Origin of the sequence: Mesorhizobium sp. B1-1-7 (assembly GCF_006442705.1) — a bacterium.
GTDB classification, from domain to species: Bacteria; Pseudomonadota; Alphaproteobacteria; order Rhizobiales; family Rhizobiaceae; genus Mesorhizobium; species Mesorhizobium opportunistum.
The window spans coordinates 129213-141585 of sequence record NZ_VFWQ01000012.1 but is presented as its reverse complement, the minus strand read 5'-3'; the positions used below and the strand labels follow the sequence as shown (position 1 = coordinate 141585).

General features: G+C 63.5%; 11 protein-coding genes. 9 read left to right on the top strand and 2 right to left on the bottom strand.

Annotated features, from left to right (window positions below; genetic code table 11):
- Positions 1-7 precede the first annotated feature (7 nt).
- Together FJ978_RS21540 and erpA are read right to left on the bottom strand one after the other, a co-directional pair.
- Entirely contained in the window at positions 8-400 is a 393-nt protein-coding gene (locus FJ978_RS21540) for a VOC family protein (protein WP_013895094.1), read from the bottom strand.
- Positions 401-410: 10 nt separating this feature from the next.
- Positions 411-758 (bottom strand): iron-sulfur cluster insertion protein ErpA, encoded by a 348-nt coding sequence (erpA, locus tag FJ978_RS21535; RefSeq protein ID WP_140573802.1) that lies wholly within the window; start codon positions 756-758, stop codon positions 411-413.
- 90 nt (positions 759-848) lie between these two features.
- Here erpA and FJ978_RS21530 point away from each other — a divergent pair, with 90 nt between their 5' ends.
- From FJ978_RS21530 to tatC, 9 genes are all read left to right on the top strand, one after another.
- Entirely contained in the window at positions 849-2063 is a 1215-nt protein-coding gene (locus FJ978_RS21530) for a deoxyguanosinetriphosphate triphosphohydrolase (protein ID WP_140573800.1), read from the top strand.
- Positions 2064-2125: 62 nt separating this feature from the next.
- Positions 2126-3883 carry an arginine--tRNA ligase gene (gene argS, locus FJ978_RS21525; RefSeq protein ID WP_140573798.1) on the top strand — a complete coding sequence of 586 codons (1758 nt, stop codon included), beginning with the start codon at positions 2126-2128 and terminating at the stop codon, positions 3881-3883.
- A gap of 103 nt (positions 3884-3986) precedes the next feature.
- Positions 3987-7358, top strand: a complete 3372-nt coding sequence (locus FJ978_RS21520; protein ID WP_140573796.1) for an SPOR domain-containing protein — start codon at positions 3987-3989, stop codon at positions 7356-7358.
- Positions 7359-7592: 234 nt separating this feature from the next.
- Positions 7593-8612, top strand: a complete 1020-nt coding sequence (gene nagZ / locus FJ978_RS21515; RefSeq protein WP_013895099.1) for a beta-N-acetylhexosaminidase — start codon at positions 7593-7595, stop codon at positions 8610-8612.
- Positions 8613-8675: 63 nt separating this feature from the next.
- The gene (locus FJ978_RS21510) at positions 8676-9476 is read left to right on the top strand and encodes a ScpA family protein (RefSeq protein WP_140573952.1); all 801 of its coding nucleotides are present in this window, start codon (positions 8676-8678) and stop codon (positions 9474-9476) included.
- The gene (scpB, locus tag FJ978_RS21505) at positions 9473-10237 is read left to right on the top strand and encodes an SMC-Scp complex subunit ScpB (protein WP_140573794.1); all 765 of its coding nucleotides are present in this window, start codon (positions 9473-9475) and stop codon (positions 10235-10237) included. The genes FJ978_RS21510 and scpB overlap by 4 nt, the downstream gene beginning before the upstream one ends.
- Before the next feature lie 180 nt (positions 10238-10417).
- On the top strand, positions 10418-10639 hold the full coding sequence (locus tag FJ978_RS21500) for a twin-arginine translocase TatA/TatE family subunit (RefSeq protein ID WP_013895102.1): 222 nt from the start codon (positions 10418-10420) through the stop codon (positions 10637-10639).
- 30 nt (positions 10640-10669) lie between these two features.
- The gene (gene tatB, locus FJ978_RS21495) at positions 10670-11413 is read left to right on the top strand and encodes a Sec-independent protein translocase protein TatB (protein ID WP_140573792.1); all 744 of its coding nucleotides are present in this window, start codon (positions 10670-10672) and stop codon (positions 11411-11413) included.
- Complete coding sequence (gene tatC, locus FJ978_RS21490; RefSeq protein ID WP_013895104.1) at positions 11410-12285, top strand: twin-arginine translocase subunit TatC; 876 nt, start codon at positions 11410-11412, stop codon at positions 12283-12285. Before tatB ends, tatC begins: the two co-directional genes overlap by 4 nt.
- Positions 12286-12373 lie beyond the last annotated feature (88 nt).

Here is a 12373-nt window from a genome sequence, read left to right as displayed (position 1 = left end):
GACGGTCTTATTCTTCCTGCGGCGGATGGCGTTCGACGAGGCCGATCGTATTGCCAGCAGGATCTTTTATAAAGGCCATCCACTCGCTTTCTCCCGCTGGACCGAACTGGCCTTCGGTATCGTGATGCACCAGCGTCGGCGGTGCGGTGAAGGGAACGCCCGCGGCCTTCGCCTGGGCATGGAAAGGTTCGAGGCCGGCAATGTCGAGATAGACGGTGCCGGCCGGAACGCCGTCGGTGAACAGCAGGCGCACATCGCCCGCCATGATGAAGGCGATACCCGGGGGATCGTAGCGGGCGTGAACGCCCATACCAAGCACATCGCGCCAGAAGGCCAGCGTCGAATCAAGGTCGCGTCCGGCCGACAGCGCGACCTGACGGACCGCGCCGATGGCAGGCATCGCAATGCCGCTAGATGGAGAAACTGGTGCCGCAGCCGCAGGAGGCGACCGCGTTCGGGTTCTTGATCTGGAAGGATTGGCCCATCAGATCGTCGACGAAGTCGATCACCGAGCCGCCCATATAGACCAGCGACAAATCGTCGATCAGCACGGTGGCGCCGTCCCGCTCGATGGCGACATCGTCGTCATTGCGCGTGTCGACCAGGTCGAACTTGTAGGAAAAACCCGAGCAGCCGCCGCCTTCGACGGAAACGCGCAGCGCCGTCTTGCCGGTTTCGCCAGAAACGATCTTGGCGATCCGCCTGGCGGCGGCCTCGGTCATGTCGACTTTCATGGCAGTCTTGGCATCAGCGCCCATGGGCGTCACCTTGCTTTCGGTTTCACATGATAGGTATGAAGCGAGAGGGGCCAAGTCAACTAGATCAAGTCAACCGCGGCAGCATCAGCCATGACCAACGAGTTGGGCGACATCGGATTCGGCTATCGGCCGCGCGCGGCCTATGCCACGGATCCGGCGCGCTCGCGCGGCCGGCTGTTCGACGAGGTCGAGAGCCCGACCCGCACGCCGTTCCAGCGCGACCGCGACCGCATCATCCATTCGACGGCGTTCCGGCGGCTGAAGCACAAGACGCAGGTCTTCATCGCCCATGAAGGCGACCACTACCGCACGAGGCTGACCCATTCGATCGAGGTGGCGCAGATCGCGCGTGCCCTGGCGCGGGCGCTGCGCGGCGACGAGGATCTGGCCGAGGCGGTGGCGCTGGTGCATGATTTCGGCCACACGCCCTTCGGCCACACCGGCGAGGACGCGCTGAACGAGAAGATGGCCCAATGGGGCGGCTTCGACCACAACGCGCAATCGCTGCGCATCGTGACCAGGCTTGAGGCGCGATACGCTGAATTCGACGGGCTGAACCTGACCTGGGAAACGCTGGAAGGGCTGGTCAAGCACAATGGCCCGCTGACCGACGGCAGCGGCAAGGGCCTGAAAGGAGCCGTGCCGCAGGCAATCCGCGATTACTCGCAGTTGCAGGACCTCGAACTTGACCGGTTCGCCGGCATCGAGGCGCAGTGTGCCGCGATCGCCGACGACATCGCCTACAACAACCACGATATCGACGACGGGTTGAGGTCAGGGCTGCTGACGCTGGACATGCTGAAGACTGTCTCGCTGCCGGGAACGATCCTGAAGAGTGTACGCGAGCGCTATCCAAGGCTCGATGACGTTCGCACCGGCCATGAGCTGATGCGGCGGCAGATCACCGCCATGGTCGAGGACGTGATCATGTCGACGACAGCCAATCTGGAGCGCGTCAGGCCGCAGAGCGCCGATGCGGTGAGGGCGGCGGGCGAGACGATGGTGACCTTTTCCGCCGAGATGGCAGCGGTCGAGAAGGAACTGAAGGCTTTCCTCTACAAGCACCTCTACCGCCACAAGGAAGTCATGCGGGTGCGCGGCGATGCCGAGCAGATCGTCAGGGACCTGTTCGACGTCTATTTCGCCGACCCGCGCGCCATGCCGGATGGCTGGCGCGAGGGGTTGGACCGGGCTGAAGATCGCATCAAGGCCCGCAGCGTGGCCGACTTTCTGGCCGGGATGACCGACACTTACGCGCTGAAGGAACACCGGCGTTTGTTTGACCGCACCCCGGATTTGAGCTAGGGCGGGCTCGATTTTGCCGGCCAACGAGCCGGATTCGCCATAAAGCCGCCAGAGCAATACCCATGAACATCTTCGCCGATTTCACCGCGCGAGTCATAAAGGCTGTCGAAGCGCTTGATCTGAAAGACAAAGACGGCGTTTCGCCCGATCTGTCGCGCATCGCAGTCGAGCCGCCGCGCGACGCCAGCCATGGCGACCTTGCGACCAATGCTGCAATGGTGCTGGCCAAACCTACGGGGCAGAACCCGCGCGTGCTGGCCGACAGGCTGGCGCTGGTGCTGCGGGATGACGTGGATGTCGCCGCCGCCGAGGTCGCCGGTCCGGGCTTCGTCAACCTCCGGCTCAAGGACGGCTTCTGGCAGGCCCACCTGTCGGCACTTCTGGGCGAGGGGCGCAACTATGGCCGCTCGACGATCGGCGCCGGCCGGAAAACCAATGTCGAATATGTCTCGGCCAACCCGACCGGGCCGATGCATGTCGGCCATTGCCGGGGCGCGGTTGTCGGTGACGCGCTCGCCAATATCATGGCCTTCGCCGGTTACGACGTGACCAAGGAATATGTCATCAACGATGCGGGCTCGCAGATCGACGTGCTCGGACGCTCGGCCTTCCTGCGCTATAGCGAGGCGCTCGGCGAGGACATCGGCGAGATTCCGCCAGGGCTCTACCCCGGAGACTACCTCGTCCCCGTCGGCGAGGCCCTGGTCAAGGAATTTGGACGCTCCTTGCTGCAGATGCCGGATGACGAGGCGCTGGCCATCGTCAAGGACCGGACCATCGATGCGATGATGGCGATGATCCGCGAGGATCTGGCGTTGCTCAACGTGCATCACGACGTGTTCTTCTCCGAGCGCACGCTGCATGCCGACAATGCCAGGAAGATCCGGTCGGCGATCAACGACCTGACGCTGAAGGGCCATATCTACAAGGGCAAGCTGCCGCCGCCCAAGGGCGAGAAGCCGGACGACTGGGAAGACCGTGAGCAGACGCTGTTCCGCTCGACCGCGGTCGGCGACGACATGGATCGGGCTCTGGTCAAGTCCGACGGCTCATTCACCTATTTCGCCGCCGACGTCGCCTACCTGAAGGACAAGGTCGATCGCGGGTTCGTCGACCTGATCTATGTGCTCGGCGCCGACCATGGCGGCTACGTCAAGCGGCTGGAGGCACTGGCGCGGGCAATTGCCGGCGACGACGTCAAGCTCACCGTGCTGCTGTGCAACCTGGTCAAGCTGTTTCGCGATGGCGAGCCGGTTCGCATGTCGAAGCGCTCCGGCGATTTCGTGACGTTGCGCGAAGTGGTGGAGGAAGTCGGGCGCGACCCGATCCGCTTCATGATGCTCTACCGCAAGAACGATGCGCCGCTCGATTTCGACTTCGCCAAGGTGACCGAGCAGTCCAAGGACAATCCGGTGTTTTATGTGCAGTACGCCTCGGCACGCTGCCATTCGGTGTTCCGGCAGGCGAGCGAGCAGTTGGGGGAGGCGAATTTCGACCGCAACAGCCTTGTGGCGGCGGTGACGTCGCTGACCGATGAGGGCGAGATCGGCCTGATCCGCAAGCTCGCCGAATATCCGCGTCTCATCGAGTCCGCCGCGCTTGCGCTGGAGCCGCATAGGCTGGCATTCTACCTCTACGATCTCGCTTCCAATTTCCACGGACACTGGAACCGTGGCACAGATAATCCGGACTTACGTTTTGTTAAGGTTAACGACCGAGAATTGACGCATGCCAGACTAGGGCTGGTGCAGGCTGTTTCGGACGTTCTGACGTCCGGCCTGACGCTGATCGGAGCCGCCGCGCCTACCGAAATGCGTTAGGTTTGACTAAAAAACCTGTCACCTTTTGCCCACATTGCGCTGGTAAGGGCCAACCCTGCGCGACGTCCATGGCGTCCGACTGAGTGCGAGTTCGGGAACAATAATGGCAGACAGAACCCAGCTGAGAGTAGCCGACAACAACGACATCGCCGACGATGATCCGTTCGCGGAACTGACCAGGATCATGGGATTCGACCCGCGCCAGCCGGTCAAGCCGAAAGCCGACGTCGCCAGTCAGCCGGCGGATGAGGGCGACTTCGATATCGACCTCGAAAAGGAACTGATGGGCGAGTTCGACGCTGGCGACAGCGACGCCGCTCCGGGTGTCGAAGCTCATGAGCCGGCATTCGAAACGGCTTCCGCTCATGAAGGGACGGATGACGATCTTCGCGCGGACGATGATCTTGCGCTTTCGCTCGACGACGATTTCCACCTGGACTTCACTGCTGCCGATGAGCAGGCGTCCGTCGCCAGCCATGGGAACCCCAGCGCTGCCGAAGCCGCACCAGCCGTCGAACCTGCCTTCGACGCCGATTTCGATAATGCCGTCGCCAGTTCGCTCGAAGACGTTTCGCCCTTCGAAGACGATGTGCCGATGGAGGACGAGCTTGCCGCGTCGCTCGATCAGGATTTCCGCATCGAGGACGAAGTCGCCGGGACCCAGCACGCGGTTGCCGAAGTGCCGGTTGTCGAGGCAGCCTCCCATCCTGAGTTTGACGACGAAGCCGCGATTTCGCTCGAAGACGAATTGATGCTCGACGGCCATCCGGTGGATCAGCGTCATGCGGCTGCGACCACGGTGGAATACCCAGAGCCGGTGGCGGCCGGCCAGGACCAGGCGATTTCCGACGAGGATTTCGAGGGCCGTTTCGACGACGCCATTGCCGATGTCGATGTGGATTTTGACGTTCCAGCGGACGAGCCGGCGGCCTTCGATCAGGCGGAAGCAGACGAAGTGCGCGCCGATGCCGTGGATACTGGCGAATTTTCAAGCCCTGAAGCCGGGCCGGATGATGCATTCGATCCGAGCTTGGACGATGGCGTTGCCGAGCCTGCCGAAGAGCCCGTCGTTGCCGAGGCCGCGGCCACTCCCGCCTGGCTGGTGGCGCCCGCCGCAACCGTGACGGCCCCTGCCGCCAATGAACGAAGCCTGGAAGACGAGTTGAACGCGCTGCTGGGTGCCATGACCCAGCGCACGGCTCCGGCGGCCAAGGAAGAGCCCGTCATGGCTCAACCCTTTGTGGCCCAGGCCCAGCCTTCCGCTGCTCCCGCCCAGCCTGCTGCCGCACCAGAGACGGTTGCCGACGAGCCCGCCGACCTTGCTGGCGACCTCGACTGGGATCTCGATGAGTCGGCGTCCGAAGAGGCGCATGCCGCCCAGGCCGCCGATGTCGATCTCGACGATATGCTGTTCGATGAACTCGGGGATCACGGCTCGGATGCCGCCGAGGTCGACGTTGATTTCGACAATGATGCATTCGACGCCGCCTTGGCCAACAGCCTCGATCCACGTGAGGGGACCGCTTCCCCGCAGGATCGGGATGATTCTCTCGATTGGCTGGCGGAACGTTCCACGCCGACGGAGCCAGCCCGCTCGTGGAGCCGCGTGACGCCGGTTCCCCAGCCGCCGGCGTTTGCCGCGCAGCCGTCCGCTTCGATGGCGGCCAGGACCGCCACACCGGAAGCGGCCCCAGCGGTGGCATCTGTGCCGTCCTACCGTGCGGCCGAACCGGCTGCGGCTGCTGCCTACACAACCCCAGTCTCGGCACCGCCGGCGCCGCAGTCCCCGCGCTACGACGAGATGCCCGATGTCGAAACGGTCGATGTGCCCGAGCGCGTCGTGGCGCTGGCTGACGATCTCGACATTCCGGAGCTGCACTTCGAGGAAGATGCGCCGACGACGGCCGGCTATGACGATCTCGATGCTGAGTTCGCCAGCCTTTTGACCGAGATGAATTCGGTCGAGGTGGCGCCGGCCTCCGCTGGCAGCGCTTCGTATGCCGATGAATCCTACAACGCCGGTTTCAACCCTGGTGGCCTCAATCCGGCCTATGAAGAGCCCAAACCGGCCTATCAGCCGGAAGCGCGGACCTATGCGGCGCGACCGGCGGAAATGCCGGCCCGTGCGGCGACGACCGCAAGCTATGCCGATGCCGCTGACGGCTTCGACCTCGACAGCCTGCCAGGCAGCCAGCCGGTTTCGCAGGCGGACGATTTCACCGTCGACGAACTCGACTACGATCCGGAACTCGACGAGGCGATGTCCGTTCCGGGTCTGGGCGAACGCGAGGCGGCCAAGTCGTCGGGGCGTCGCGGCCTGTTCATCGCGGCGATTGTCGGTGCGGTGGCGGTTGCAGGCGGCCTTGGAGCCTTTGCGCTGTCTTTGGGTGGCAAGGGCGGGAGCGAAGCTCCGGTGATCGTCAAGGCCGACAATTCGCCGATCAAGGTCAAGCCTGAGAATCCGGGCGGCACCGTGGTGCCGAACCAGGACAACAAGGTCTATGACGCGGTGGTCAAGGGCGCGAAACCGGCCGAGCCGGTTCAGCAGAAGCTTGTCACCGACGTCGAGGAACCGGTGGATGTGCAGGCGAAGGACCCGGCACGCGCCGTCGATCTTTCCCCCGACCAGAACGCTGCGGCTGACCAGAACGCTGCCGCCGGCGAAACGGGCGACAACAACGCCGCGCAGACGACCGCCAATGCCGCGCCGGCGACCGCCAATGCGGCGCTGGCGACTGCCAATGCAGCGCCGACCGGCGATGCGGCGCCAGCCGACAACGTAGCGCCGGCACCCAAGTCCGAGGATCGCATCGCGCAGGTGCTGCAGGATGCCGAGAAGGGCACCAACGCCGATGTCGTCGCCGTTGCGCCGCGCAAGGTGAGGACCATGGTCGTCAAGTCGGACGGCTCGCTGGTGCCGCGCGAGGACCCGGCACCGGCCGCACCGCAGGTGGCCGTCACCGAACCGGCCGATCCGGCGCCGCAGCATGTCGCCCCTGCGGCCCAGTCCGATGCCGACCAGACCGGCACCGTGGCGCCCGTCGCCGCACAGTCGGACGACGCGCCGGCCCTCAAGCCGGCAGCCAAACCGGAAAAGGCCCAGTCAGCCAATACTCCGGCCAAGGTTGCGATCGCGCCACAGCGTCCGTCAGACCAGCCGGTCGACGTCGTCGGCGAGGTCAAGCCCGATCAGGTCGCCTCCATCGATCCGGCAACGACGGCAACCGGTGGCGGTTCGTGGTCGATGCAGGTTGCTTCGCAGCCGACGGTGGAAAGCGCCCAGTCGAGTTACCAGGATCTGCAGCGTCGTTACGCCAGCGTGCTTTCCGGCCGCAAAGCCAACATCGTCAAGGCCGAGATCGCCGGCAAGGGTACGTTCTACCGCGTTCGCGTCGTGGCTCAGTCGCGCAACGATGCCATCAACCTGTGCACCAACTACAAGGCTGCCGGCGGCAACTGCTTCGTGTCGCGCTAGAGCAATTCCAGGAAAAGCGTGAAGCGATTTTCCGTTCGGAATTGCGTCAAAACCAAGAGTTAGAGCGGTTTGCCGTTTCCGTGAAACGGTGACCCGCTCTAGTCACCGGTCAACCAATCAAGCCGGCGCGGTCTTATACCGCGCCGGCTTTTTCATGTGGAAGCCGTTCTGGCGCCGGGCGGCGGTGATCCCGGGACGATTCCCTTTCGTCGCGCGAAGTCCTAGACTCCAGGCATGACCGAATCAAAATCCATGATCCTCGGCTGTGCCGGGAAATCGCTCACCCGCGAAGAAATCAATTTCTATCGCAATGAATGCCCGTGGGCCTTCATCCTGTTTGCCCGCAACATCGGCGAGACCGAGCAGATCCGCGACCTGGTCGCCGAGATGCGCGACTGCATCGGGCGTCCCGATGCGCTGGTGTTCATCGACCAGGAGGGTGGCCGGGTGCAGCGCCTGCGGCCGCCGCTGGCGCCGAACTATCCAGCGGGCGGCGCGCTTGGCGCGTTGTGGCGCGACGATCATGACGCCGGTGCCCGCGCGGCCTGGCTGTTGGCGCGCCTGCACGCCTTCGACTTGCTGCGCTACGGCATCACGGCGGATTGCCTGCCGGTGCTGGACGTGCCGATCGAGGGCGCCAGCGACGTCATCGGCGCGCGCGCCTACGGCAAGGAGCCGCGTCCGGTCATCGAACTCGGCCGCGCCGCTGCCGAAGGCTTGATGTCGGGCGGCGTGCTGCCGGTCATGAAACATATTCCGGGCCATGGCAGGGCCTTCGCCGACACCCATTTCGAGCTGCCCGTCGTCAACGCCTCGCTCGGTGATCTGCAGCGGCACGACTTTGCTCCGTTCCGGGAGCTCAACCATCTGCCGATGGCGATGACGGCGCATGTCGTCTACAGCGCCATCGATCCCAACAACCCGGCGACGACGTCCGGCAAGGTCATCGACGAGATCATCCGCCGCGAGATCGGCTTTGATGGGCTCCTGATGAGCGACGACACCTCGATGAAGGCACTTTCTGGGGATTTCCCGACAAAGGCGGCCTCGATCCTTGCGGCGGGCTGCGATCTGGTCCTTCACTGCAACGGCGTTTTCGAGGAGATGGCGGGCATCGCGTCGCGGACCAAGGGGCTTGAGGGCAAGTCGCTTGAGCGTGCAAAGCGCGCGATGACCTATATAGAGAAACGCGACGCGGCCGAAGAAACCGAGATACGCGCCGAATTCGCCACCTATTTCGATGCGGTGGCCTAGCTGAAAGGAAGTGACGGGGCAGTGGCGGAAACATTGGAAGGCAAGGCCGCGAAGGCCGCACCGATGGACCGCCTGTGGGCCGAGAACGACGATTCACGGCTGACGGGCGACCCGTCGCTGGTCGTCGACGTGGCCGGCTTCGAAGGTCCGCTCGACCTTCTCCTGCACCTTGCCCGCACCCAGAAGGTCGATCTGGCGCGCATCTCGATCCTGGCGCTGGTCGAGCAGTATCTGGCCTTTGTCGAGACGGCGAGGACGCTGCGGCTGGAGCTTGCCGCCGACTATCTGGTGATGGCGGCATGGCTCGCCTTCCTCAAGTCGAAGCTGTTGATCCCTAAGCAACCGGGCGAAGAGGGCGAAAGCGGCGAAGAGCTGGCAGCGGTGCTGCAGTTCCGGCTGAAGCGCCTGGAAGCCATGCGCGACGCTGCGGCGCGCCTGGTCAACCGCAACCGGCTCGGCCGCGACGTGTTCGCGCGCGGCATGCCCGAAATGGTCATCATCGAGAAGCGCAACGCCTATTCGGCGTCGCTCTACGATCTCTTGACCGCCTATGCCCAGCAGCGGCAGAAGCAGGCAATCAACAATGTGACGATCGCCAGGCGTGGCGTCTGGTCGCTCAAGGACGCGCGCGACGTCCTGACCCGCCTGGTCGGGGCTGTTAGCGACTGGACGACGCTGGAAAGTTTCCTGATCGTGTACATGACCAGCCCCGAGGAAAGGCGCACGGCGATCGCCAGTTCCTTTGCGGCAACATTGGAACTGGTGCGTGACGGCACGATGGACGTTCGTCAGGATCAGACGTTCGCACCGATCTATCTGCGCGGCCGGGTGCAACCGATCAAGGCAGTCGAGGTGGCAACATGAGCGAACGCGCCAATGCTTCCGTGATCCCGTTCAAGGTCGAAGATGAGCCGGAGCAGGAGCTTGTTGCCGAAGAGGGCGCCGAGCAGGTCCAGAATCCGGCCGAGCGGCTGCATATGGCGGAGGCCGTGCGTATGGCCGAGGCGATCGTGTTCGCCAGCGCCGAACCCGTCAGCGAAAAGCAGCTTGCCGCGCGCCTTCCCGACGGCATCAATGTCGCCCTCGCGATGACCGAGCTGCAGCAGATCTACGCCCGGCGCGGCGTCAATCTGGTGCGCGTCGGCGATGGCTGGGCGTTCCGCACCGCCGGCGACCTGGCCTTCCTGATGAGCCGCGATACGGTGCAGCAGCGCAAACTGTCGCGGGCGGCGCTCGAAGTGCTGGCGATCATCGCTTATCACCAGCCGGTGACGCGCGCCGAGATCGAGGACATCCGCGGTGTCGAGACCTCGAAAGGCACGCTCGACACGCTGCTCGAGACGGAATGGGTGCGCATGCGCGGCCGCCGCAAGACGCCCGGCCGTCCGGTCACCTACGGCACCACCGAAACCTTCCTCGACCATTTCGCGCTCGAGGAAATCCGTGATCTTCCCGGCATGGAAGAATTGAAGGGCGCCGGCCTGCTTTCGGGCCGCATGCCGTCTAATTTCTCCATTCCGCAGCCGCCGGCCGACCCGGATGCGCTGACCGAGGACGAGGATCCGCTGACCGACATCGATCTCGAGGAACTCGGCCTGTTGACGCCGCGCGTCACGGAAGATTGACCGCGAAACCTGTTTCAAAAGCAGCTGGCAGACTGTACATGCGCGGATTCGTAGCGGGCCATCACACTGAAAATGCGTGACAACCGCCACCCTTTCATAAACTCTGTCGCAGTTGTGTTTGAATCCCAACGCGAAAACGCATAGATCATCGCCAGGGAAACCATTCGAGAGAGATTTGCTATGGGTTCATTTTCGATTTGGCACTGGATGATCGTGCTGGTCATCGTGCTTCTGGTGTTCGGCCGCGGCAAGATCCCCGAGCTGATGGGTGACATGGCCAAAGGCATCAAGAGCTTCAAAAAGGGCATGGCGGATGACGATGTCGCCGAAGACAAGCGCACCGTCGAACACCGTGCCGACGAGACCGTTTCGGCCGTGAAGGAAAAAGCCAGCAAGAGCTGAGCCAGAAAGTTCTAGTCGGAACAGATTGCCATGTTTGAAGTCGGCTGGACCGAAATGCTGGTGATCGCGATCGTCATGATCGTGGTCGTCGGACCGAAGGATTTGCCCAACATGCTGCGTACCTTTGGCCGCACGACGGCGAAGCTGCGCGCCATGGCCGCCGATTTTCAGAAGCAGTTCAACGAAGCGCTGAAGGAAGCAGAGCTCGACGACGTCAAGAAGTCGGTCGACGAGCTCAGGGGCCTCAGCCCCGTTGCCGAGATCAAGAAGCAGCTCAATCCCTTCGAGCAGGCAGCAGCCGATGTGCGCGCCGGTGTCGACGCGGCGATGAAGCCGAAGCCGGCCCCTGATCCGGCAACGCCCGCACCCTCTACACCCGTGGCGGCCGAGCCATTGAAGAATGGCGCGACAACCATGCCTGGCGGCGCGGAGGTCGCGCCGGCGACTTTCCCGGCAATGACCGATGAATCGGTGGTAACGCCGTCATCGAGTGCGGCGCCCAAGGCGCCCGCGGCGAAGAGGGCGACCAAAGCTGCGCCGGTAAAGGCTGGGCCGGTTGCAAAAGCGTCGGCGGCAAAAGCTTCTGCGCCTGCGAAAGCGAAGACCGCGCCTGCGCCAAAGCCTGAAGCGGCGAAGCCTGCTGAGGCCAAGACGATTGCTGCCAAGACGATTGCTGCCAAGACGATTGCTGCTAAGACCGCGGCGAAGGCCGAACCGAAACCTGCGCCAGTGAAGAAGCCGGCAGCCAAAAAGACGGCGGGAGCCGCCAAGTGAGCGTTTCGGACAAGGAAAAGGACGAGATCGAAAAATCGTCCGCTCCACTGATGGAGCATCTCATCGAACTGCGCCGGCGGCTGATCTGGTCGCTCGGTGGCTTCTTTGTCGCCTTCCTGGTCTGCTTCTTCTTCGCCAAGAGGCTGTTCAACCTTCTGGTCGTCCCGTTCAAATGGGCGACGAAATGGGCGGGGCTCGATCCGCACAAGGTCGAACTGATCTACACCGCGCCGCAGGAATTCTTCTTCACGCAGGTCAAGCTCGCCATGTTCGGCGGCATGGTCATCGCCTTTCCGCTGATCGCCACGCAGATCTACAAATTCATCGCGCCCGGCCTCTACAAGAACGAGCGCAACGCGTTCCTGCCGTTCCTGATCGCGTCGCCCATTCTGTTCCTGATGGGTGCCTCGCTGGTCTATTTCTTCTTCACGCCGATGGTGATGTGGTTCTTCCTCGCCATGCAGCAGGCTGGCACCGACGATCAGGTGCAAATCTCACTCCTGCCGAAAGTGTCGGAGTATCTCAGCCTCATCATGACGCTGATTTTTTCCTTCGGCCTGGTGTTCCAGTTGCCGGTGGTGACCAGCCTGATGACGCGCGTCGGCATGCTGTCGTCCAAGGCGCTGGCGGAAAAGCGCAAATGGGCGATCGTCATTGCCTTCATCGTTGCCGCCGTGCTGACACCGCCGGATCCGATGAGCCAGATCGGCTTGGCCATTCCGACCATCCTTCTCTACGAGGTCTCGATCTGGGCCGCGCGGTGGATCGAGCGGGATCAGGAAAAGCAGCGGGTGGCGCGCGAGAAGCAGGAAGCCGGCGAGACCGTGGCGGATAAAGCGCCGGACGAGCCCCCAGCGCCGGCTGCTTCGTAAGACAACAGGCAGCGCTGGAAATAGACAGTCGCTGTCCGCTCTATCTTGCATCAATCAAGGATGCGGTTTACGCCCTCTCGCATAGCTG

Excerpts from the sequence above, each read along its gene's own strand:
- FJ978_RS21540 (WP_013895094.1), bottom strand. The coding sequence starts at position 400 with ATGCCTGCCATCGGCGCGGTCCGTCAGGTCGCGCTGTCGGCCGGACGC.
- erpA (WP_140573802.1), bottom strand. The coding sequence starts at position 758 with ATGGGCGCTGATGCCAAGACTGCCATGAAAGTCGACATGACCGAGGCC.
- FJ978_RS21530 (WP_140573800.1), top strand. The coding sequence starts at position 849 with ATGACCAACGAGTTGGGCGACATCGGATTCGGCTATCGGCCGCGCGCG.
- argS (WP_140573798.1), top strand. The coding sequence starts at position 2,126 with ATGAACATCTTCGCCGATTTCACCGCGCGAGTCATAAAGGCTGTCGAA.
- FJ978_RS21520 (WP_140573796.1), top strand. The coding sequence starts at position 3,987 with ATGGCAGACAGAACCCAGCTGAGAGTAGCCGACAACAACGACATCGCC.
- nagZ (WP_013895099.1), top strand. The coding sequence starts at position 7,593 with ATGACCGAATCAAAATCCATGATCCTCGGCTGTGCCGGGAAATCGCTC.
- FJ978_RS21510 (WP_140573952.1), top strand. The coding sequence starts at position 8,676 with ATGGACCGCCTGTGGGCCGAGAACGACGATTCACGGCTGACGGGCGAC.
- scpB (WP_140573794.1), top strand. The coding sequence starts at position 9,473 with ATGAGCGAACGCGCCAATGCTTCCGTGATCCCGTTCAAGGTCGAAGAT.
- FJ978_RS21500 (WP_013895102.1), top strand. The coding sequence starts at position 10,418 with ATGGGTTCATTTTCGATTTGGCACTGGATGATCGTGCTGGTCATCGTG.
- tatB (WP_140573792.1), top strand. The coding sequence starts at position 10,670 with ATGTTTGAAGTCGGCTGGACCGAAATGCTGGTGATCGCGATCGTCATG.